General features: G+C 50.2%; 17 protein-coding genes and 1 pseudogene. 8 read left to right on the top strand and 10 right to left on the bottom strand.

Features of this window, described 5'->3' with window-relative positions:
* Window positions 1-622: 622 nt before the first annotated feature.
* From garD to CWC46_RS07195, 4 genes and pseudogenes are all read left to right on the top strand, one after another.
* On the top strand, window positions 623-2,197 hold the full coding sequence (garD, locus tag CWC46_RS07205; protein WP_021017545.1) for a galactarate dehydratase: 1,575 nt from the start codon (window positions 623-625) through the stop codon (window positions 2,195-2,197).
* Between the two features lie 811 nt (window positions 2,198-3,008).
* A pseudogene (locus tag CWC46_RS23220) lies at window positions 3,009-3,154 on the top strand (hypothetical protein); the annotation flags it as partial.
* 296 nt (window positions 3,155-3,450) lie between these two features.
* Window positions 3,451-3,783, top strand: a complete 333-nt coding sequence (locus tag CWC46_RS07200; protein ID WP_021017547.1) for a FlxA-like family protein — start codon at window positions 3,451-3,453, stop codon at window positions 3,781-3,783.
* A 164-nt stretch (window positions 3,784-3,947) separates the two neighbouring features.
* On the top strand, window positions 3,948-4,313 hold the full coding sequence (locus tag CWC46_RS07195; protein ID WP_021017548.1) for a FlxA-like family protein: 366 nt from the start codon (window positions 3,948-3,950) through the stop codon (window positions 4,311-4,313).
* Between the two features lie 141 nt (window positions 4,314-4,454).
* Here the strand turns inward: CWC46_RS07195 and CWC46_RS07190 are convergent, their stop codons facing one another.
* The 5 genes from CWC46_RS07190 to CWC46_RS07170 form a co-directional block, all read right to left on the bottom strand.
* Window positions 4,455-4,676, bottom strand: a complete 222-nt coding sequence (locus tag CWC46_RS07190) for a DUF3820 family protein (RefSeq protein ID WP_021017549.1) — start codon at window positions 4,674-4,676, stop codon at window positions 4,455-4,457.
* Window positions 4,677-4,683: 7 nt separating this feature from the next.
* Entirely contained in the window at window positions 4,684-6,717 is a 2,034-nt protein-coding gene (ligA, locus tag CWC46_RS07185; RefSeq protein ID WP_021017550.1) for an NAD-dependent DNA ligase LigA, read from the bottom strand.
* A 27-nt stretch (window positions 6,718-6,744) separates the two neighbouring features.
* Complete coding sequence (hldE, locus tag CWC46_RS07180; protein WP_021017551.1) at window positions 6,745-8,172, bottom strand: bifunctional D-glycero-beta-D-manno-heptose-7-phosphate kinase/D-glycero-beta-D-manno-heptose 1-phosphate adenylyltransferase HldE; 1,428 nt, start codon at window positions 8,170-8,172, stop codon at window positions 6,745-6,747.
* A gap of 106 nt (window positions 8,173-8,278) precedes the next feature.
* The gene (gene glnE, locus CWC46_RS07175; RefSeq protein ID WP_021017552.1) at window positions 8,279-11,134 is read right to left on the bottom strand and encodes a bifunctional [glutamate--ammonia ligase]-adenylyl-L-tyrosine phosphorylase/[glutamate--ammonia-ligase] adenylyltransferase; all 2,856 of its coding nucleotides are present in this window, start codon (window positions 11,132-11,134) and stop codon (window positions 8,279-8,281) included.
* A 49-nt stretch (window positions 11,135-11,183) separates the two neighbouring features.
* Complete coding sequence (locus tag CWC46_RS07170; protein WP_021017553.1) at window positions 11,184-12,518, bottom strand: CYTH domain-containing protein; 1,335 nt, start codon at window positions 12,516-12,518, stop codon at window positions 11,184-11,186.
* A 248-nt stretch (window positions 12,519-12,766) separates the two neighbouring features.
* Between CWC46_RS07170 and CWC46_RS07165 the strand changes: the two genes are divergently transcribed.
* Window positions 12,767-13,387, top strand: a complete 621-nt coding sequence (locus CWC46_RS07165) for a TIGR04211 family SH3 domain-containing protein (protein ID WP_021017554.1) — start codon at window positions 12,767-12,769, stop codon at window positions 13,385-13,387.
* A gap of 224 nt (window positions 13,388-13,611) precedes the next feature.
* Window positions 13,612-14,856 (top strand): multifunctional CCA addition/repair protein, encoded by a 1,245-nt coding sequence (locus tag CWC46_RS07155; RefSeq protein WP_021017555.1) that lies wholly within the window; start codon window positions 13,612-13,614, stop codon window positions 14,854-14,856.
* A gap of 167 nt (window positions 14,857-15,023) precedes the next feature.
* Here CWC46_RS07155 and bacA read toward each other — a convergent pair whose 3' ends face one another.
* Complete coding sequence (bacA, locus tag CWC46_RS07150) at window positions 15,024-15,842, bottom strand: undecaprenyl-diphosphate phosphatase (protein WP_021017556.1); 819 nt, start codon at window positions 15,840-15,842, stop codon at window positions 15,024-15,026.
* A gap of 188 nt (window positions 15,843-16,030) precedes the next feature.
* Window positions 16,031-16,384: a bifunctional dihydroneopterin aldolase/7,8-dihydroneopterin epimerase gene (gene folB / locus CWC46_RS07145; protein WP_021017557.1), complete on the bottom strand. Its 354-nt coding sequence runs from the start codon at window positions 16,382-16,384 to the stop codon at window positions 16,031-16,033.
* A gap of 107 nt (window positions 16,385-16,491) precedes the next feature.
* Here folB and plsY point away from each other — a divergent pair, with 107 nt between their 5' ends.
* Together plsY and ppa are read left to right on the top strand one after the other, a co-directional pair.
* Window positions 16,492-17,109, top strand: coding sequence for a glycerol-3-phosphate 1-O-acyltransferase PlsY (gene plsY / locus CWC46_RS07140; protein WP_021017558.1), 618 nt, complete (start codon window positions 16,492-16,494; stop codon window positions 17,107-17,109).
* Window positions 17,110-17,294: 185 nt separating this feature from the next.
* The gene (ppa, locus tag CWC46_RS07135; protein WP_021017559.1) at window positions 17,295-17,822 is read left to right on the top strand and encodes an inorganic diphosphatase; all 528 of its coding nucleotides are present in this window, start codon (window positions 17,295-17,297) and stop codon (window positions 17,820-17,822) included.
* A gap of 159 nt (window positions 17,823-17,981) precedes the next feature.
* Here ppa and CWC46_RS07130 read toward each other — a convergent pair whose 3' ends face one another.
* From CWC46_RS07130 to tamA, 3 genes are read right to left on the bottom strand one after another with little or no spacing between them, the layout of a single operon-like run.
* Entirely contained in the window at window positions 17,982-18,329 is a 348-nt protein-coding gene (locus tag CWC46_RS07130; RefSeq protein WP_021017560.1) for a gamma-glutamylcyclotransferase family protein, read from the bottom strand.
* A 2-nt stretch (window positions 18,330-18,331) separates the two neighbouring features.
* Window positions 18,332-22,126 (bottom strand): autotransporter assembly complex protein TamB, encoded by a 3,795-nt coding sequence (tamB, locus tag CWC46_RS07125; RefSeq protein ID WP_021017561.1) that lies wholly within the window; start codon window positions 22,124-22,126, stop codon window positions 18,332-18,334.
* Window positions 22,123-23,868, bottom strand: a complete 1,746-nt coding sequence (gene tamA / locus CWC46_RS07120) for an autotransporter assembly complex protein TamA (RefSeq protein ID WP_084297676.1) — start codon at window positions 23,866-23,868, stop codon at window positions 22,123-22,125. The genes tamB and tamA overlap by 4 nt, the downstream gene beginning before the upstream one ends.
* Between the last annotated feature and the right edge of the window lie 43 nt (window positions 23,869-23,911).

The raw sequence follows: 23,911 nt of genomic DNA, 5'->3' as shown, positions 1-23,911 counted from the left end.
TCGCGGTTAGCTCATTCATCCTGGATAACAAAACGGTGTAGGGTTATCAGAATGAAGTCGAGTGTCAGGTAATGATTTTTTAATTTTGAGCAGAGCAAATAGCATGACAGCAACAATAAACACGAATGACGTCTTATGGCTTCGGGGAGAGATTATAAAAGGTTATCAATAGCGACTCATTGTAGGTATGCACAACATTATCCGTTTTAAAAAACTTATGTTGGTGCAAAAGTACGACTTAATGGGAGTTATTTCACGGAAGTGGGTATTGAGAAGAGAAAAGCACACCGATCGGTATAGGCCATATCATAAAGAAAAGAGATAAACGCCCAATAATGTGATTGGCCTCACTGATAATGAGTTCTTTGCCAAAGAAATTAAAAGTAATCAAACATAATGTCAGTCAATTGCATAATGTTTGGTCCATCCCATTCACCTATACTACTTCCTGAGCGAAGTGATAATTGACAGCGACGGATGACGGAAACAGCAAAGCACACGTAGTATATGAGGATTTCAGGCATGATTCCCGTTTCAACGTAATGGCTTCAACGTAGCAGGTGAAACAGGCATAGTGTAATAGGGTTTACGCATTATCATAAGATAATAAAAGGGTTGCATCATGTCAGATCACACCAGAGAAAACGCAGCTCAAGAGCAGCCACTTTATATAAAAGTTCATGAGTCTGATAATGTTGCCATTGTGGTTAATAATAATGGCTTACGCATCGGTACCCGTTTTAATAACGGATTGGAATTGATTGAACATATTCCACAGGGACATAAAGTCGCGCTGGTAGATATTGCCGCATCAGATCCGATTATCCGTTACGGTGAAATTATTGGCTATGCATTGCGGGATATACTTCAGGGAAGTTGGATCGATGAGTCATTGGTCGCATTGCCAAAGGCTCCGGCGTTGGAAACGCTACCGCTGGCAACCAAAGTTCCCCCTCCATTGCCGCCGCTAGAAGGGTATACCTTTGAAGGTTACCGTAATCCTGATGGCAGTGTCGGTACCAAAAATTTGTTAGGTATCACCACTAGCGTACATTGTGTGGCTGGCGTCGTGGATTATGTGGTGAAGATTATTGAACGCGATCTATTACCCAAATATCCAAACGTAGAGGGTGTAGTCGCACTGAATCATCTATATGGCTGTGGTGTGGCTATCAATGCTCCAGCAGCGATTGTACCGATCCGTACCATCCACAATCTGGCACTTAACCCCAATTTCGGCGGTGAAGTCATGATTATCGGACTGGGTTGTGAAAAACTGCAACCTGAGCGTCTGCTGGAAGGAACGCCGGATGTGCAGCCCATTTCGCCAGATGATACCAGTATCGTGCGCTTGCAGGATGAATCTCACGTAGGATTCAGATCTATGGTGGATGACATCCTGACCATGGCGGATAAACATTTACAACGCCTCAATCGGCGCCGTCGGGAAACTGTACCGGCTTCCGAACTGGTGGTTGGCACGCAGTGCGGCGGCAGCGATGCCTTCTCCGGTGTAACCGCCAACCCAGCAGTAGGATTTGCGTCTGATTTGCTGGTCCGTTGTGGTGCCACTGTGATGTTCTCCGAAGTCACCGAAGTACGTGATGCCATCCATTTGTTGACGCCACGCGCTATTAATGTGGACGTTGGCAAACGTCTGCTGGAAGAGATGGCCTGGTACGACAATTATCTGGATAACGGGCAGACAGATCGCAGTGCCAACCCGTCGCCTGGTAATAAAAAAGGGGGGCTGGCAAATGTGGTGGAAAAAGCGCTCGGTTCGATTGCCAAATCAGGCACCAGCCCGATTATGGAAGTGCTGTCACCGGGTCAGCGCCCCACGAAACGAGGCCTGATTTACGCCGCGACACCTGCCAGCGATTTCGTCTGTGGTACACAGCAACTCGCATCCGGAATTACCGTGCAGGTATTTACTACCGGTCGCGGTACGCCTTATGGACTGCTTGCGGTTCCGGTAATCAAAATGGCGACCCGTACAGCACTGGCCAACCGCTGGCATGACCTCATGGATATTGATGCCGGTACTATTGCCACTGGCGAAGCCACTATTGAAGACGTCGGCTGGCAGTTGTTCCACTTTATCCTGGATATCGCCAGTGGTAGAAAGAAAACGTGGTCCGATCAATGGGGACTGCATAATGCTTTAGCGGTTTTCAACCCGGCGCCAGTAACCTGAACATCCCTCAATGACACCCTCTGGTCAGATGCTGGGCAGAGGGTAACAAACACATAGAATTAACACCGCCGTCATGTGAAATAACATATCTATCTTTCACTTAATCAAATATATCGATCATGAATAACAATAAGTTACTTTTCTTACTCCATTACATGATTATTAAATCAAATTATCATTTGTAATTCTGCGTTCAAGTAATTATTTCATTGACAGACATACCCCCTCATCATAATTCTCCTGCTAGAGGAATAAAAAGGCTTTAGCAAAGGATTTTCTAAAAAATTAATCTATTGTTCAGATAAGAGCAATACCATAATAAAAGCCAATAAATAGTTACTAATAAATCGAATAGATTTCAAGACATGGTAAGGTGCAAAAGAATAAATTTGATGTGTTTACCCAGGTAAGTAATTCGGGTCAACAAGCATCACCAATGTATCTGTAACGTGGAGAATGGTGGATATACATTTTTCGCATCTACTTATTTACCATATAGGTCAAGACGATTGACCTTCCTATTTATTTTTACTTTTACTTGCTTAGCATCAATCCAATAATATGGGCTGACACACACATCCGGATTTTTCATGGAGGTCAATACACTTATTACACAACAAGAGTATCCGTTGAATACCGATGCGACATTTATGTCAACCACCAATGTAAAAAGTCATATTACTTACGCCAATTCCACGTTTATCCAGATCAAAGGAAAATACCTTTTGCCAGTAGTGAATTAATACAATTTTCGTTCATTTATCCGAAGGAAAAATGAACAGTATCAGTGTGATTTCTTCTGTGGTGCACAGCAACCCGCACAGCACTGACCACCCGCTGGTATGATCTCATGGCGATCAATGCTGGTAATATCGCCAGTGGCAGAAAGAAAATGTGGTCCATTGAAGAGGACTGTATAATGCGTTCGCGGTTTTCAACCCGGCTCCGGTAACCTGATACTCCTGAAAACATACCTGTGGGACAGCCACTGTCTCGCAGATAAAATAATCACTGCATTAAAAGAAATATTTTGAAGCAATCAAAGGATTAAAACTTAAAAAAATCATAACCATGAACGGCTATAGCAGTCGAGCCGATAGACGAAAAGTACATGTGCTTACCTTTATTGAACACCTACGAAGAGATAAATTGCTTTCTTTGGTCAATAATTATTCATATATTTAAGTTTCATACCGATAACCTATATAGCAGAACAACCGTTCTGCTGAGTGGTAAGCCGTCAAGGAGGAAATATGATAAGTTCACTCGCCCCCTCCGCATTCGCTGTGATGCCGATTACGGCTTCATCGAATGTAAGAACCAATACTGATCAGAAAGTCGCTGAGCGTAATCTGCAAAATCAAAAAGTGGCAGAAAGTGCTGTGGATACGACAAATAAACAGCAGACAACCAGTCCCAATGCGCAACAACAGGTTATGCAGGCGCAAATTGTCATGTTACAGGCCCAAATAGCTCAGTTACAAAATCAACCGGTTCAGCCAACTCAGGAAAGCAAACCATTGGTAAAACCAGTGGAAGGCGTTAATCGCCCTTCGGCTGAACATGCTATCGATGTTTATATCTAGATGATATCCATTACGTTTTTATTGGAGTGAAGTACCTGGCCTATCTCCTGGGAAGGAATATCGTATAATGCCGCGTTTGTTGACATTTTGAAAAAGACGATAAAGACATAGCGCGTTGAGCCGATAGTAGTAACGCAAAGCTATTTCATCTTCAGGAGAGAACGATGGCAGGTATAGTCAATTCTGTGCTTTCCAGCACAGCGGCTTCATCCAGCAGCAGTGGCAGCTCGGATCAGCAAATTGCACAGTTGAACAAGCAGGTTCAAAGGCTGATGCAAAAGACAAAAGAGTTAGCAAGTCAGGAGGTGGCGGCACAGGATGAAAAACAGCGCGAACTGTTGAGCCAACAACAAGCACTCATTCAGGCACAAATCCAGCAATTACAAGCTCAAATTGCCCGGTTAGAGCAGCAACAGACTCAAAGTCAAACAGCTGCTCAACAACCACAATCCAGCGATACCATGCAAATAAAGCCTAAGGAAGGCGTTAACAGCCCTACAGCTGAAAACAGCATTAACATGTACGTTTAATGGTCAATATCGCATAATAGATAATTGATTCAATACAAAAAAGCATCACTCCGCGGTGCTTTTTTTTTACGCTCAGCATCAAGACTTCTCTGCGCGGTAAACAACAAAATCTGGCTCGAATGCCGCCAACATGAGACACATTCAACCACCAGCGTTTCGTAGTGGCATCACCAGATTTTGCAATCCTTCCGTTTTAATAACTAACGTTATCTGCATGAGGTCACCCAATCGCCCTTTGGGAAATTCATCTTTACGGGCAAACCACAGCAAATACTCTTCCGGCAGATCGATCAACACTCGGCCTTTATATTTACCAAATGGCATTACCGTGGTGGCAATAGCGACCAGATCGTCTTTTTCCATATCGTAGTCACCCTAATAACCGTATCATTTCTGCTTCATCAATCACCGGAATAGCCAACGCTTGCGCTTTAGTCAGCTTGGAACCTGCCGCCTCTCCAGCTATCACCAAATCCGTTTTTTTCGAGACACTGCCGCTGACTTTCGCCCCTAACGCCGTTAACCGATCTTTAGCCTCATCACGGGACAGAATACTGAGTGAACCAGTTAACACGATAGTTTTACCCGCGAACGGATTGTCTAGTTCATTAGCATCAATTACCACGGGAGCGGGCCAGTGAATCCCAATCTCAGAACCGATCAGTTCGCGGATAACCTGCTGATTATGTGCCTCATCCAGGAAATGGCGCACATGTGTGGCAACGACAATTCCCACGTCCTGAACTTGCTGTAACATTTCAATATCGGCGTTGAATAATGTCTCTAGCGAACCGAAATGTGAAGCCAGACTGGCGGCCGTCGTTTCACCAACATCCCGGATACCCAACGCATACAGAAAACGGGCCAACGTGGTGGACTTGGCTTTTTCCAGCGCATTTACCAGATTCTGTGCTGATTTTGGCCCCATACGATCCAGCCCGGTAAGCATACCCGCACCAAGCCGGAATAGATCAGCCGGCGTTTTCACGTATTCTTTTTCTACCAGTTGATCAATGATCTTATCGCCCATACCATCTACATCCAGTGCCCGGCGGGAAACAAAATGCTTCAGTGATTCTTTTCGCTGTGCACCACACACCAACCCTGCCGTGCAACGGGTGACTGCTTCCCCTTCGACGCGTTCCACATCGGAGCCACAGACAGGGCAATGTGTCGGGAACACGACCGGATAGCTATCCTGCGGCCGTTCCGCCATGACGACACCCACAATCTGTGGTATCACATCGCCCGCGCGGCGCACAATCACCCGATCGCCAATCTGTATACCAAGGCGTTCAATTTCATCCGCATTATGTAACGTGGCATTACTGACCATCACGCCGGCCACAGCCACCGGCTCCAGACGAGCCACCGGTGTGATCGCCCCGGTTCTACCAACCTGAAACTCCACATCACGCAGCCAGGTAAGCTGTTCTTGCGCCGGGAACTTGTACGCGACCGCCCAGCGTGGGGCTCGGGCGACAAACCCCAACCGCGCCTGCAAAACCAGATCGTCAACCTTGATCACCACACCATCGATGTCAAAACCCAGCGAGCCCCGTTCCTGCTCAACCCGGTGATAAAACGCCAGTACCGCATCACTGCCAGTGCATAGCGTGACGTGCCCACTGACTGGCAGCCCCCAGGCTTTAAACTGCATCAGACGCTGCCAATGACTATCGGGTAACGTGCCCCCCTCCACCAGCCCAACACCGTAACAAAAAAAGCTCAATGGCCGTTTGGCCGTAATACGTGGGTCCAGTTGACGCAGAGAACCTGCCGCCGCATTACGTGGATTGGCAAACACTTTGCCGCCGGTACGACGCGCTTCCTCATTCAGCGCCTCGAACCCTTTGTGTTTCATAAACACTTCACCACGCACTTCCAGTCGGCGAGGAATATTATCTCCCGTTAGTCGCAGCGGAATTGCACCAATAGTACGAATATTGGTAGTAATATTCTCACCCGTGGTACCGTCACCACGAGTAGCAGCACCGACCAGCACACTCTCTTCATACAGCAAGCTGACGGCCAGACCATCAAGTTTCAGTTCGCAGCAAAATGTCAGCTCATCGTCACTCTTCAGACGATCGCCGATACGTTTGTTGAAGGCCAGATAGCTTTGCTCATCAAATACATTATCCAGCGACAGCATGGGTACTTCATGGCGTACTTGCTCAAATGCCGCCAGTGGCGCAGCACCTACCCGCTGAGTAGGCGAATCCGACGTCACCAGTTCAGGATGCGTCAATTCCAGGCCTTTCAACTCCTGCATCAGCCGATCGTATTCCGCATCGGGAATTTCCGGCGCATCTTCGACGTGATACAAGTATTCGTGATGACGCAGCAGGGCGCGTAATGCGTTAATACGAGACTCAACAGACTGTGAATTCAATAGGTTCATACCTTTTATCTAACATGATGCGGCCAGTTATTTACCGGCCTTGATGATATTGATAATGTTCGTGGTTGAGCAGCCATCTTCAAAATTCAACACCTTGACCTCACCACCGTTGGCCCAGACTTCCTCACTTCCGGCGATATCTTCTGGCTTATAGTCTCCGCCTTTCACCAATACATCCGGCAGGATCTCGGCGATCAGTCGCTGTGGCGTATCCTCATCAAACGGTACAACCCAATCCACTGCCCCCAGAGCCCCCAACACAATCATCCGCTGCATCAGCGGATTTACCGGTCGGGTTGGTCCTTTCAGGCGTTTGGTTGAATCATCGCTGTTTACCGCCACAATCAGACGATCCCCCAGCTTACGGGCATTTGCCAGATAGGAAACATGTCCGGCATGCAGAATGTCAAAGCAACCATTGGTCATGACGATCTTTTCACCACGCTGGCGAGCCATCGCCATCTCCGCTTTGAGTTGCTCTTCCGTCATGATGCCAAAACCGGTGTCAGCACGCCCACGGATGGCATTTTCCAACTCAATGGGTGTGACTGTTGACGTCCCAAGTTTGCCGACAACCACACCGGCTGCGGCATTGGCCAGAAAGCACGCCTCTTCCAGCGGTTTCCCGGCGGCCAGCGCAGCGGCCAGTACGCCGATCACCGTATCACCGGCACCGGTCACGTCGTAAACTTCCTGTGCCTGCGTCGGTAAATGCAGTGGTGCCTTACCCGGTTGCAGCAGCGTCATGCCTTGTTCGGAACGGGTCACCAATAACGCCGACAGATGATAATCAGCCATCAGCTTCATACCCCGCACCACCAGATCGTCTTCATCTTTACAGCGACCGGCAACCGCTTCAAATTCAGACAGGTTAGGCGTCAGAAGCGTCGCGCCACGGTAGCGGGAAAAATCAGCACCTTTCGGGTCGATTAGCACCGGAACACCGGCAGCTTTTGCCGTCTGGATCATTTGTTGTACGTGTACCAGCGCCCCTTTGGCATAATCAGATAGAACCAGGGCGCCAATCTGTGGCAATGCCTGCTGGATACGCTCAATCATTGGCTGCGGATCAACGTTATCGAACCCCTCTTCAAAGTCCAGGCGGATAAGTTGCTGATTGCGGGACAGTACGCGCAGCTTGGTGATTGTCGGATGTGTAGGAACAGAAACGAAATCGCATTTGACGTTAACTTCATTCAATCTGGCGCTCAGGGCGTGGGCTGCATCGTCAATACCGGTGAGACCAACCAGACGTGAACCGCCCCCTAGTGAGGCAATATTCATTGCTACGTTTGCCGCGCCCCCTGGACGCTCTTCAATCGTATCAACCTTCACTACCGGCACCGGTGCTTCCGGTGAAATACGGCTGGTTGGGCCGTACCAGTAGCGATCCAGCATAACGTCTCCCACAACCAATACTCTGGCATGACGAAAATCAGGCAGCGTAACTTTCATTCCCTGGCTCCAAAAATGGGTTCAATTTGACGCGCGCTATACTATCACAGGCACTGACAGAACAATGACAATCCACCGCCACATTGACTATTATGCGAACACACTCTCAACCCAGCCATGTTGCCCAGCTCTGCTGTACCTGTTGACGTTCGGCCATAAACCGGTCGGCCCGGACCCGACCAGACTGTTCCTGCAACGCCAGATGGTGCATCTCATCACGCAGTGTGATGTAAGCCAGCTTCAGGGCCGTGGCTTCACGTTCTTCCATAATGTCATACTGGGCCATCAGCTCCAGAATGCGCACATTATCGGACCAGCGTGTCAATCGTGGCTCTTGAGCGGAATAGCACAGCACTAAATATTGGACGATAAATTCGATATCGGTAATGCCGCCGGCATCCGCCTTCAGATCAAACCAATCCTGAGATTTGCTGGCATGATGGAGGCGCATTTTTTCCCGCATTTCCCGGACATCAATACGCAGTCGGTCACCATCACGGGGACAGCAAAGAATAGCCTGGCGAATAGATTCAAACTGCTGCTGGATCTGTTTTTCCCCATAGACCATGCGTGCACGTACCAGCGCCTGATGTTCCCAAGTCCAGGCTTCAGTACGCTGATAGTCGTCAAAGGCCTCCACGGTACTGACCAACATGCCTGCCGCGCCGGACGGACGCAGACGCGCATCCACTTCATATAAAATGCCAGACGAGGTACGGGTACTGAACAGATGCATTACCCGCTGGGCCAGCCGCAAGTAAAACTGACGGCCATCAATGCTATGTTCACCCTCAGTCATGACATCAGACGGACAGTCGATCAGAAACACCAGATCGAGATCGGAACTGTAGCCCAGTTCCCAGCCACCCAGTTTGCCATAGCCGATAACGGCAAAACCACGTCCCTCGCGCTGATGCAGATGCGATGGTTGTCCGAACCGGGCCACCATCTGGCTCCATGCCTGCTGAATGACGGCAGCGATAATCGCTTCCGCCAGATAGGTTAAGTGATCGCTGACCTTCATTACCGGCAATGCCCCGGCAATATCCCCGGCAGCGATACGCAGTTGTTGGGTCTGCTTAAACTGACGCAATGCTTCCAGTTGCTGTTCTTCATCCTCTTCCGGCACACGCATCATGTATTGCCGCAGTTCATCGGCATAAGCATGTGGCGCGGTAGGTTGATATAAGGTGGCAGGGTCAAGCAGTTCATCCAGCAGTAGCGGATAGCGGGCTAATTGGTTGGCAATCATCGGTGACGCCGCACATAACCGAATCAGATGAATTAACGCGGCACGGGATTCCAGCAGCAATTCCAGATATGTGGTGCGGGTGACAATACCCAGTAACAACGGCGTAATACGCGCCAGAATGTTATCAGCCTGTTCATGCTGACATACCTGCGCCAACAGCGTCGGCATCAGTTGGTCGAGCACATCCCGGCCCCGCGGGCCAATAGTCCGCTTTGCCAGATCGCTCCGAAAATCCATGATGTTACGTAACAGCGTCTCGCGGACGCCTTCTGTCAATTGCGGCATCAATGACGCCAAATCCGCTTCATCCAGCAGATCCTGCCACAAACTGCCATAGCGCGTATATTCTGGCGTTTCGCTGCCGTCCGGTGCGTCATCCCCAATCAGATCATTAAATACCGCGCGTACCGCCTGCATATGCTGCTGTAACGCTTCGCACAGCTGTGCCCAGCTCTCTACTCCCATTCCCCAGGCCAGGCGCTGCTGATTGAGCTCATCAGTCGGTAGCGTCTGCGTCTGTTCATCAGCAATCGACTGCAACAGATTTTCCAGCCGGCGCAGGAACAAGTAAGCGGTACGCAGTTGGGAAACCAGCGGCGGAGCCAGCAATCCCAGCGTCCCTATTTGATCTAACGTGGGCAATAACGAGCGCGATTGCAGCACCGGTTCCCGGCCACCACGAATTAACTGAAATACCTGAGTGATAAATTCAATTTCGCGAATACCGCCAGCGCCCAGCTTAATATTATTACGTAAATCACGACGGCGAACCTCCCGCGCGATCATGCTCTTCATATTACGTAACGATTGAATCACGCTGAAATCAATGTAACGACGATACACAAAAGGCCGCAGCATGCTCATCAGTTCCTGACTGTAGCGGTCCTCCGTTCCACCCATCAGACGCGCTTTCACCATCGCATACCGTTCCCAGTCTCGTCCCTGTTCTTGATAATAATCCTCCAGCGCCGCAAAACTCAGCACCAGTGGGCCGCTATCGCCAAACGGCCGCAATCGCATATCGACACGGTAGACAAAACCATCAACAGTCGGCTGATCCAGTACCTTGATCAGCCGTTGCCCCAGACGGGTAAAAAACGAGGCATTATCCAACTCACGACGTCCGCCGCGGGTTTGACCATTTTCCGGATAGGCAAAAATCAGGTCGATATCCGACGAAAAGTTCAACTCTCCGCCGCCCAGTTTTCCCATGCCGAGGATCAGTAGCGGTTGTGCATCGCCCGCCACATTGCACGGCGTTCCCCATTCGCGACAACATGCTTCATACAGCCAGTTGCGCGCCGCCATAATCAGCAACTCCGCCAAGGTACTGAGCTGAAGCAACGTTTGTTCCGTAGTGCTGGTTTGCAGGATTTGTGACCACGCAATACGCACCAGTATATGGCGACGGAACAACCGTAGTATCCTCATCAACCCGTTATCATCTGTCACCTCACCCATCGCTACGGCCAGCCATTGAGCATAATTCCTCCACTCGTCTGGCTGTGGCGGCTGCTGATGCATTTCTTGCCACCAGTCAGCGTGGAGCGTCAGTGCATCACTGACAAAATCACTGAGCGCCAGTACAGCCTGTTCCTGCTCAGAGAATGTAGTGGAGACGTCCTGCTCTCGTAGTCGCGCCATGATGCATTGGGCCTGAGCAACCAGCGGTTCGGATAAGGGGAAAACCTGCGTAGGACTACTGGGCATGGCAATATCCTTGCACGGCCGCCTGACAGCATGCAGGCGGCTTCAGTTATCAATTATTGGCGCTACTCAGCCAGAATGGGGGTTGCGATATGGCCTGCTTACGGCTGAGCTCCAATTGATGCGGAAGGTCATCTCCTGGTGAAAGATGGGCAATAATATCTTCCATGTCTCGCCAGAAACGCAGATAACTTGTCGCTTCATGAACAGGATAAAAACCGGAAAGCAGCAGAAATGCACAAACTCCACGCCTCAGGCGCGGCAACTGTTGTGAATATTGCAGGGTGTCCAGCGAGTGGCTGAATACCTGCTTGAGCTCGGATAACGTTCGGCTCAGCATAATATCTGCAAAGCGTTTGTAGGAACTTTGCAATCGCATACGCTCCTTGTTATCCATGTATTGGCGCCAACCAGCTTCCACCAACCAGGAAGTAAGTACCAGCTTACTTTTCAGGTAATCCTTGGTATAACAGACGGCTTCAGCATCCTGATTCGCGTCAACCAGTGCTTCCAGTTGACTTAATGCCGCCCGAAATAACGCCGTGACTTTACGTGGCACCACGCCGCCTACCAGCACCAGCATTTCCCGAAGCATGGTCCCTGCCTCTGGCAATGCTTCACGAGCTGCCGCATTACCTCGAACCCACAATTCTTCATGATATTGCCAGTGGCTTAATGCATATTCCAATCCGGCACGAATAGCCTGATCGAGAGTCATCTTGGGTTCTACCGGCATGAACGCCAGCGGCCGCCGTTCACGATGTGGATTGCCTTTTGCCAGATGATACCCGCGAGCGGCCTTGCTTAAACTGCCTTGACGCAGTCCCCCGACATCGGACAGCTCATTGGCAAATGACAGTAGATCTTCGATTCTGCCAACCTTCAGTTCAAGTTCCAATTCGCAAATAGGCTCACGGTGATGACCTGCAACAATTTCACCGCTATCGAGTGCCATTTCAATCACGCTTTGCGCGTAAGTCACTACCCACTTTTCACGACGAAAATCCGTACTGAACAACGGCTGAAGCGCTTGCGCCAGTACAGCCACATCACACCCTTCCGGCCAGATATCTTCCGGCAATAGACTGATATCCAACTGCGGGCTGGTCAAATCGACATTATATTCCGGGTGTTGGTGCAAACTGCCAACAACCTTACCCGCTGTTTTGACGGTCATTTCATAATGACCATTTTCGCCACGCACACGCAAGCCGATACCATGCTGTCGCAGGTAGCCATCTTTGGTTTCATAGTAAGTATTTGCTAACTGCTGTGCCTGCAGATGCTCGCTATGACTGTATTCACTCTGCCAGTCATTCAGTTGCTGCCGTAAAGAACTAACGGTATCTGGATGGACAATAAACTTTAGCTCGATCTCTTCACTCATAATCTACAACACCGGGTTCAGTAATAATGACGCCAGTAAATAACATTTTACGTCACCTTGCCACTTTTAGGCATATCAGATGCCGAGGTTCGCTGCATTACTGTTATTCTGCTGCAAGACGAATCACAGGTTATAATTCAGGAATGCACCTTTACCAGAGTAAGACAGTTCTCATTCAGGTTTTCCGCCTGCATAGTCAGACTTATTCTCCGACTCTTCGCTAACTACTCACATAACATAATGATCTTATGCATAAATCACGTTCTATTTTTATCTGCCTTATCGCTCTCGTTTGCAGTTTTTCTATCCATGCAGAAGAAAAGCGCTATATCTCCGATGAATTAATCACCTACACCCATAGCGGTCCGGGTAATCAATACCGTATCGTTGGCGCGCTGAAAGCTGGCGCAGAAGTCACGCTACTAAGCGTGAATGACAGCGCGGGTTATGCTCAGATCCGCGATGACAAAAATCACACCAGTTGGATTCCTCTCGATCAACTGAGTCAGACACCCAGTTTGAGTACCCGAGTGCCCGAACTGGAAAATCAAGTCAAAGTATTGACGGACAAGCTGAATAATATCGATCAGACTTGGAAACAGCGCACCACCGCCATGCAACAGAAGGTGGATGCCAGCGACAGCATCATCAGCGGGCTACAAAAGAATAATCAGGATTTGAAAGCACAACTGCTATCGGCGCAACAAAAGGTCAGCGCGGCCAGCGTGCAGTTAGATGACAAAAAGCGCACGCTCATTTTACAGTGGTTTATGTACGGTGGCGGCGTAGCCGGTGCCGGATTGTTGCTCGGTTTACTGCTGCCACATCTCATCCCGCGCCGCAAGAAGAACGATCGCTGGATGGGATAGGCACATCATCAACATCTGATAGTGACGACCCCAATGCGAATAAAAATAACGGCGATACCCAATAGATTTCAACGTACAAAAAAGCGATAACTGAATGAATTCCCTGGAACTTATGCCAGTAAGTGACTGGGGTGGGCAACGCACCCGCGACTTGAAAGATGACGGGGAGTCTATAGTATGCGGTAAAAACATAAACCGTAATATCGGATGGAAGGGAGCCGGGCTTGAAGATTTATCTTGTTGGCGGTGCAGTACGTGACGGCTTGTTAAACAGACCGGTGACGGAACGTGACTGGGTCGTGGTTGGCACGACACCAGAACATCTGCTGGCGTTGGGTTATCAGCAGGTGGGAAAGGATTTCCCGGTCTTCCTGCACCCTGTCAGCCGGGAAGAGTACGCACTGGCACGAACCGAGCGAAAAGCCGGTAAAGGCTACACGGGTTTTATCTGCGATGCCGCACCGAATGTTACGCTGGAAGAAGATTTACAACGTCGGGATTTAACCATTAATGCCATCGCTCAGGATGAAAACGGCAATCTTATTGATCCTTATGAAGGTCGGCGCGATCTGCAAAATCGTATTTTACGCCATGTTTCCGACGCCTTTGGTGAGGATCCGTTACGGGTGTTGCGTGTCGCTCGTTTTGCCGCTCGCTATGCTCATCTGGGGTTTCATATTGCTGAAGAAACCATGGCATTAATGCAACGGATGACCCGAGAAGATGAGTTGGCATATCTGACACCAGAACGAGTCTGGAAAGAAACGGAAAAAGCACTGGGAACACAGGATCCGCAAATCTATTTTCAGGTTTTGCGTGATTGCGGCGCGCTGGCCGTGTTGTTCCCCGAAATTGACCGCCTGTATGGTGTTCCGGCACCGGCCAAATGGCATCCGGAAATCGATACGGGTATCCACACGATGATGGCACTGGAGATGGCCGCCCGCCTGAGCCCGAGCCTTGATGTACGCTTCGCCACATTGTGCCACGATCTGGGTAAAGGGTTGACCCCGCCCGAACAGTGGCCACATCATCACGGACATGGGCTGGCAGGTGTCAAGCTGGTGGATGCATTGTGTCATCGCTTGCGTATTCCCAATGCACTAAGAGATCTGGCCAGAATTGTGGCCGAATATCACGACCTGATGCATAACGTACAGATCCTGAAACCCAAAACGTTACTGAAACTGCTTAGTGCGATTGACGTCTGGCGCAAACCACAACGGCTGGAGCAATTGATTATTACCGGAGAAGCGGACGCCCGGGGCCGCACCGGTTTTGAACACGCGGCCTATCCCCAAGGTGACTACCTGCGGCAGGCTTTTCAGGTCGCCAGCCAGATTACCAATGCAGAAGTGATTGCCGCAGGATTTCAGAATGCCGAAATCGGAGAAGAATTACAGCGTCGGCGCCTTAGTGCATTGGAAAGCTGGAAAGCACAGCAGTCTGGTGTTTCCGACCGCCCATAATCTGGCTGCAATAAAAACCACATCCGAAGGCAATATTGCGTCATTACCACGTCACGCTTTCATGTGCAGGCCGGGGATAAGAATTTTCTGAAATTTTATCCCCGGGAACCTTACAGATATCACATTATAGCGATCGAACGGAGGGATCCGGCCGACGGGTTACTGATTTACATAAAGACCAGATACACCACTGCCGCGATAATGAACCGATAGATGGCAAACGGGATAAACGACATCCGTTTAATCAGTTGCAGGAAAGTTTTAATCGCAATCATCGCCACGACAAACGCCGTCAGGAATCCCACGATAAAGAGCGGTAAATCAGCCTTTGTCAGAAAGTGCCAGCTTTCGTACAGATCCAGCGCACTGGCACCAAGCATCATCGGCACCGCCAGAATGAACGAAAATTCAGACGCTGCATAACGGCTAACACCCGTCAACATCCCACCTGAAATGGTTGCTCCAGAACGAGAGAAACCCGGCCACAACGCCAGACACTGGAAACAGCCGATCATAAATGCCTGGCGGTAAGTGATATCATCCAGTCCCACGGAACGTGGATGTTTTGGCTTTAACCACTCGGCGGCCAACAGTAAAAAACCACCGACAACCAGTGCATATGCAACCGTACGCGGATTAAACAGCGATTTGATGAAATCATGGAACACCAGACCCAGTATCACAGCAGGTATCATCGCCAGCAGGATATGCCCCAGCGCTAAATGACCATTATGCTGCCCCTCGTGGGGAACCTCGCCAAAATGAATCCCAATCAGACCAAACATCCGGCGCCAGAACACCGCTACCACCGCCAGAATGGATCCCAGTTGAATGATAATTTCGAATGTTTTAGCTGTTGCGCCCTCAAAACCCAACCACTGGCCCACAATAATCAGATGTCCGGTAGATGATACCGGCAAAAATTCGGTGAGCCCTTCGACTATACCAAGAATGAATGCCACCAGTAACGAATGCATATCCGCCATCACACGCTTACCTTTTCCCGTAGCTCATAAAAAAGCGGCATCGCTACCAGCGAGCCGCTACTAAAAGAACACATATTACGTTATACAGGTTACCTTTAGGTTACCTTAATATCCCTGTTTCCAATAAATCAGAATTAATCCCGGTTTTTGATAGACCAAAGTTAATCCCAGTTTCCAATAAATCAGCGTTATCGCACACCCCGCTCAATTATTACCCCTACGCTGCGTGCCTGGGCCACTGCACCGGGTTTACTAACCTTAATTCGCAACCAGGGAATACCAAACCGTTGCATCAGTAATTGCGCCACCTCTTCCGCCACTCTTTCCACTAGCGCAAAACGTTGCCCGGCCACCAGCGAGATGACCGCGTCGCTGACGTCGGCATAACTCAGACAATCGTTCACATCATCACTGGCCGCCGCATGACGGTTATCCCATCCCATTTCGATATCGAACACCAGCTTCTGTTGAATAGTCTGTTCCCAGTCATAAACACCAATAGTGGTGATCACGCCAAGTTCTTCAATAAATACGATATCCATCACGTCACACTCTGTTTTTACTGTTGCCGGATACCACTTCCGACAGAATATGCGTATTATCCATTGATGCTGAGATTAAAACGACCTTTATTAAACGGAACCGTATTATGAGTGCTATCGCGCTTGGCATGATTATCCTCGCGTATTTGTGCGGCTCGATCTCCAGTGCAATTCTGGTCTGCAGGATCGCCGGTCTGCCGGACCCACGCGAGCATGGATCAGGCAATCCTGGTGCTACCAACGTACTGCGTATCGGAGGAAAAGCCGCCGCTGCCACTGTCTTGATCTTCGATATTCTGAAAGGAATGTTGCCCGTGTGGGGAGCCTATGCGCTGGGCATCCCCCCTCTTTATCTCGGGCTGACTGCCATTGCCGCCTGCCTTGGGCATATTTATCCGGCCTTTTTTCGCTTTCACGGTGGCAAAGGTGTCGCCACGGCGTTAGGCGCCATCGCGCCGATCGGTTGGGATCTTACCGGCCTGATGATCGGTACCTGGTTACTGACCGTGCTGCTGAGCGGCTACTCCTCGTTAGGTGCTATTGTCAGTGCGTTAATCGCCCCGTTCTATGTCTGGTGGTTCAAACCACAGCTTACTTTCCCGGTCGCGATGCTTTCTTGCCTGATTCTGATGCGCCATCACGATAATATCCAACGCTTGTGGCGTGGTCAGGAACATAAAATCTGGAAAAAGCGGCGAAAAAACAAGCCCGCGCAGAAAAAATAATCGGCGGCTGTTTTCCATGATCTTCGGGTGGACGGAAATGATGGGGGCCAGCCAGTCCTATCGGTACACCCATCGTTTCACACCGATTCCCTCCCGATTGTAGGCCCTAAAAATCGCGAACTTTTCTGACGAGTTGGCTATAATGGCCGCCACTCTATTTCTGGTTTGAAGAGAAGGAAACCGACATGAGTTTGAATACAGTCCCGGCGGGTAAAGATCTTCCGGAAGATATTTACGTGGTTATTGAAATCCCTGCGAATGCCGATCCCATCAAATATGAAGTTGATAAGGAAACCGGTGAGCTGTTTGTAGACCGCTTTATGTCTACCGCCATGTTCTATCCGTGTAACTATGGTTACATCAACCACACGTTGTCACTGGATGGCGATCCGGTTGACGTGTTGGTGCCAACCCCGTATCCGTTACAGCCGGGTTCAGTGATCCGTTGCCGTCCGGTTGGTGTACTGAAAATGACCGATGAGTCTGGTGAAGATGCCAAAGTGGTTGCCGTTCCCCACAGCAAACTCAGCAAAGACTACGATCATGTTAAAGACGTGACCGACCTGCCGGAACAGCTTCGTGCGCAGATTAGTCATTTCTTCGAGCACTATAAAGATCTGGAAAAAGGCAAGTGGGTGAAAGTTGAAGGTTGGGCTGACGTTGACGCTGCCAAAGCAGAGATTCTGGCTTCTTTCAACCGCGCAAAAAAATAATCAAGGCCGCACCGATCCCAACAGAAATAGCGGGAGCCGTTTCAGCCAATAGTCAAAAACACCGCGTAATGCGTAATACAATTCACTTAAGTCCCGTGTATTCGGCTTCTTAACTGAACAAGTATTACCGTGCAGTACGCGGTGTTTTTATTTCTCACTTTATTTCGCTGTATCTCGCTTCAACCAATCACCACTGGTAATTCTACGCAACCCCGTAACAGGACGTTGATAGAGATAAATCCAGGCACTACCGTAAGGTGTTGAGATTAACGCACGCTTATACTCTCCCCCTCCCCGTTTCAACTCATCCAACTCTGATAAAATGGACGAACTAACCCGGTAGACTTCGCAATAAATCTCCCCTTCGCCTGCCACTGCGGCCGGATAGTGACCTAAGTCATACAGCTCATACCCTTCAAGCCGATGGTCACCTAACCATTGCGCATTGGTCATCCAATGACTGTTTCCCTGTTTGCGTCGTAAACTGCCGTAGACAATAATTCGCATCGCTAAAACTCAAACTGATAGAGCACATCTAATGCCTGATTGATACCAGACACCGCCTCCAAGTATAGTTTCGGCATTAAACGGTAACGTAATGTTAACGTTGCCAGTGAATCAAATATACCAACACCATATTTGACCTGCAGGCCCGGCAGGACATAACCGCTGACCACCACCTGTGAACTGTCGCCAGCGCCCTGTGTATCCAGGGCTAAATTGCTTACGCCAAAAGCCTCGCCGATTTTACCCACAACTTGACCACTTTGTGCAACCCCTAAACCAATCAGTGCGGATGTCATCATTGCACTGTCGGTGCCACTGCTCCCCAATCCCTGACCACGCAGAAGGTAAGAGAGCGCTTCCTGTTGCGACAGAGTCGGCTCGGAAAATATTGTCAGCCGAGGTGACGTCGCCAACCCCGTGATACGGACACCGACAGTCACATCATCTTCAGTATTGTCCGGATTACGGATAGCCTCAATGTCCAGCATCGGCTGTGCCGGTGGCCCGGAGAACAGAAGTTGCCCTTTACGTATCTGCAAATCCTGCCCATAGGCTTTAAAACGGCCGGAAGGTATATTGATGTGGCCGTTCAGCCCCAGTCCACGCTCATTCTGCGCTACTTTCAAATCACCTTTCAACTGAGCATGCAGGCCATAGGCATCCAGCCAAACATCATCCCCGATCCGCACGATCAGGTTGCTGTTAATCAGTATCCCACTTGATGCCTTCGTAATTGGCTGATGTTTCTCATTCAGCATGACTTCATCTTTGGACACATCCACCGCACTCGGTGGCATATCATGGACGACAATCCTTGCCCAGGGAATAGTGACCATACCATTTAATGCAAGTATCCGCGGCGATGCATCAAAGGTGATATCGGGAGAAATATCCAGACGGGCCATCGGCGGCAGGGTAATCCGCACACGCTCCCCTTTGACGGCAATATGTGCTCGCCAGTCATTTACTTGTGACCAGTCGGCATTCCCTGCCAGATTGACCTGACCATTGGTGGTTTTCAGGAAACCCTGTAACGTCGAATTAACCCCGTTGAAATAGACAGCCAGGCGGCCATTAGTCAGATCCACCGGCATCCAGTTACCATCGATATCCAACTGCTCCAGCACCATTTGCCCAAACAGTTCAGGACGCTGCACATTACCACCCAGCCGCAGACTGGCATTCAACAATCCCGCTGCTTTTTCGCCTTCCCGCAACACCGGATTCAGCATATCCAATGAGAAATGGCTGATGGACACATTTCCACTCAGGTCACGTCGGTTTTGCGGATCGGCAATCTGCACATCACCCGCAAAACGCCCATTTCCGCGCAACGCTACCTCCCAGGCAAGTTGCGCCTGATCATGCGTGATCCCCGCATTCAGTGTCAGGGTTTCAACAGCAATCGGCAGCGTTTTCCCCTGCACTTGTTGCTGCACAGTAACGCCGTGTCCAGTTAGCGTAATTTTCGCCTGAGGTAACCCTGCTCCGGTCTGCCAGCTGACATCTGCATTGCCAGTGACATTACCGCCCAGTTCAGTGCCATTTCCCATCAGTGGTTTCAGCATTACCAAATCAAACCGTTTCAGGACCAGACTTGCCTGACCCGAGGGCCCGACTTCAATCGGACGCGGCACACACAGCTCAGCATCAGGGTTATGCCAACAGTGATGACCAATCGTCATTTTCTGCTGAGCCACCTGATAATCCAGTGACATCGCCTGCATCAACCGCCACTCGCCAACCGGGGTGTCAAAATGAGTACTCGTTATTTCACCGCGCCAGCGTTGCTGTGCCCGATCAAAACTGCCGGCCAGCGACAGTTGACCCGACACCGGCTCCCCATTCATGGTCAGGTGCATCTGGTGCTCAGTTTCATTGCCCTCCACCCGCAGTGCCAGGGTATTCATGCGTAGGCTATCCCGGTGTAGCTGCTGCAAATGTACCGTTATCGCCCCGTGGATCTGCTTGTCGGATTGCACGTCAGCCGCGATATCAAGCTGCTTGATAGTCATGTTTTGCCAGCGTAATTCCGACACCGCCAGATCGGTTTTCAGATGCGGCGCATCGCGGTTGCCATCCAGTTTGAGATTGCCCACGATCCTCCCAGCCAGACCGGGCAGTGTGCCGTCCAATGCCGGTGCATTAATATCACCCGTGATATTCCATTGCTCACCCAACGTTCCCTTCACCATCAGCCGATTACGGCCCAGCGTCAGGGCAAGATCAGAGATACTCCATTGCCCGGCGGCATTGCCGCTCAGTTTACCTTGTGCTGTCAGCCGATTCTGACGGACATTGCCCTCCAACTGTAGTTGTGGAATCTTCAGTTGCCAGTCGCGTCCTTCAATGCTCCCCTGGGTAACGAGTTTACCGTTCAGGCGGGCGGGCCATTGCGGCCATTGCTGCTCGGTATTGATACCGCTCAGCGTGAGTTCACTGTTCCAACTGATAGCGTTGTTCCAGTCCATCTGCCCTGTCATTTCCACATTCCCCTGCAACGCATCCAGACGCAGGCGGGTCAGAGAGAATTGTCGTACATTTCCCTTACCTTCCAGTAACAGTGAACCAGGAGGTAACTCGCTGCCCTGCAGAGCGCTATGCAGTGAGAGTGCATAGTCTGTGGCCTTACCGTTAATATTCAAATGGATATCGTTCAATTGGTAGCGCGCATCTCCGGTAATAGGCCAGCGGACCTGCGGACTTTGCAGGCTAAGTGACAGTGGTAGTCCCGCTACAGCCGGTTTTGTCTGCAATGCCAGTTGCGCACGTTGTGGCCCGGACAGATTCAGCGCGACGTTCAATTGCTCATGCAGAGCACCGTTTACCGTCAGTTTGAGGCGTTCACCTTTCAACGGATCGATATTCAGCACACCGTTGGCATTTATCACTAGCGGCCACTGTCCACCGAGTGTCGCCTCTCCATGAGCAAACAACGCGCCTTGTGGCGATTGGAGGTCCAACCGGTGCAGAGTCAACTTCTGTCGTTGATTGCTGGCCTGTAAAAAAAACCGGGTGATCATCAGGTCCTGACTGCCGGTAATCCGTAGCTGCTTACCTTGTATTTCAGTGACCGTGACATCCATCGGCAGAGTAATGTCAGGGATCTTTGACAACAGCGGTTTGGCAAACAGCGATTGCAAACGTTCCCCCAAAGGTTGCTCTGACAGCGCAGATAATCCAGGGGATGACAGCTTACTGTTCACCACGGAGGGCGGTGTTTCAGGATTCGTCGAGGGCGTTTTGGGTAGCGCTACCAGTAACGATCCAATATATGTTGGCAACAGTGTTAACTTTCGACCCTGCCAATGCAGCCCGGAGCGGAATTCCGCCAATGACAATGTCATGTCATCGACGGTGACCAGGCTGTTAGACAGACTGAAATGCTGGAGATCGAGAGTAAAAGGTATGGTGATTTCTGTTGACGGCGCCGTGGGTGCGGCTTGCGTCTCAGATACTGGCATCTGTTGTGTTTTCACTACGACGTCCAGACCCTGGACGGATAGTGCATCGATACACAATTGCCCCCGCCACAGGCAAGCGGGCGATAGCGACAGCGATAAGTGTAATGCACTCACATTAGCCGAAACGCCGGGCATATGGTAATGCAGATCTTTTAGTGTTAAATCTCGCCAGCCACCACTGGCACTGCCAATATTCAATCCCGGCACCCAGCGCGAAGCGCTGTTCAACACCAGATGCAGGCCCGGGGTCGTACCGATCAGCAAGGCGACAGTGAGGATAAGCATCAACAAAAACGCGGTGAAACCAATTATGGTTTTTTTTAGCCAACTCATAATTCAGGCCCCAGACCGATATAAAACTGCAATCCATGTTTTTCAGCATCACCAATCGGTCTGGCCAGATCAAACTTGATTGGTCCCACTGGTGATTCCCAGCGCACACCAATCCCGGCACCGGTTTTGAAATTACTCTTTCTGATATCGTTAACCGCTTCACCACTGTCGATAAACACCGCCCCCCACCACTTGCCAGTGACGTTGTATTGATATTCGATCGATCCAGTAGCTAACTTTGAGGCCCCGGTCAGCTTATCGTCATCATCACGGGGCGAGATTGATTTGTATTTATAACCACGGATACTGCGGTCTCCCCCGGCAAAGAAACGCAGGGATGGCGGCACGCGGGAAAAGTCACTGGTTTCTATCCACCCCAGATTGCCGCGGGCCACAAAGCGATGTTTATCCGCCAACGTACGGATCCACACGTTCTGCGCCTGGAAAATAGCAAAATCGATATCCGAACCCCACGTCGTATTGGAAACATCTATCGAGTAACGTTGGGTATCTCCCCAGAACGGCATCAGACCACCGCGTTGGCGCGTACGATTGATGCTGACACCAGGATAAATCAGCATGGTGGTATCGGTTATGCTGCCTTGCGTAAAGTGGTCCAGACTCCAGCGCAGGTTGACCGCCCGCTGCCAACCACTGGGATAATTCCAATAACGCGCCACATTCAGCGTAGTGGCATCCGAACGGGTATCATTCAGGTCTTCCCGTTTAAATCCGCTTTGTAACAAGTAATATTGCTCCAGCGGATTCTTGAGCAGCGGTATTTTATAGCTGAAATCCAGCATCTGTTCCGGTGCCGACAGGCTGAGGCTGCTTTCCAGACTGTGTCCACGCGAATTAATCCATGGCTTTTTCCAGGTGGTTTTCAGACGGGGGCCCACATCCGTGGCATACCCGCCCCCGACTTCTACCGTGTTGCGGCTGCGTGGCGTCAGCACCGCATCCAACGGCAGTTTTTTACTCTGTGTGGCCTGACTGAAATCCGGCGACACCACAGCGGCGTTGAACCAGCCTGTCGCCGATAAGCGGCGGTTAAATTCACCTAATGCTTGTGTGGTGTATTCATCGCCTTCATGGAACGGCAACAGATTTTGCAGATAATCTTCACGGATCTGCGACCCCTGGAAGTGAACTTTGCCAAAGCGGTAACGCTCACCACTAGCGTAATCAATATTCCAGTACGCTTGACGCGTGCTTTGTATCACTCCCAATTGGCTTTTAGTGAAACGGGCATCGAAATAGCCCTTATTGACGGAAAGGTCGCTAAGTGCGCGTTTAAAGCCATCATAATCGCCATGGTTCAGAATGCTTCCCAGGGGCGGTTTACTCGTCTGAATCAGTTGCTGAAAATCTTTATCGTTTCGCGCCTGACCAGTAATAATGATATTCACACCGGCGATCCTGACTGGTTTTCCCGGCGTGATGTTAACCAAGAGTACCGGGCGACCACCGTTCACCGCTGGTTCGAATTTGAACAGAATTTCAGGATCGTAATACCCCAATGCCCGCAACCCTTGTCGGATCGCCTCATCAACACGGGCCTGGAAACGGCCGTCGGCACTAACTTCGTCTGGTGTAATTGTCGATAACCGCGCCCGGACATTTTTTTGTAATTCACCCTTAAGCCCGACAAGTTGCAACCGGACATTGGACGCTGCCCTGGCTGAAGGCAACGCCAACAATATGCACAATACACATATTTTCAAATCACAGCCGCGTTGCATATTGTGGTGAAAGAATGGCTTCTTTTTTCCTGTAAAAATTACC

Source organism: Prodigiosinella confusarubida, assembly GCF_002847015.1.
In the GTDB taxonomy this organism is placed as follows: Bacteria; Pseudomonadota; Gammaproteobacteria; order Enterobacterales; family Enterobacteriaceae; genus Prodigiosinella; species Prodigiosinella aquatilis.
The sequence above is the reverse complement of the archived record's forward strand: the minus strand, read 5'-3'. Positions and strand labels throughout refer to the sequence as shown.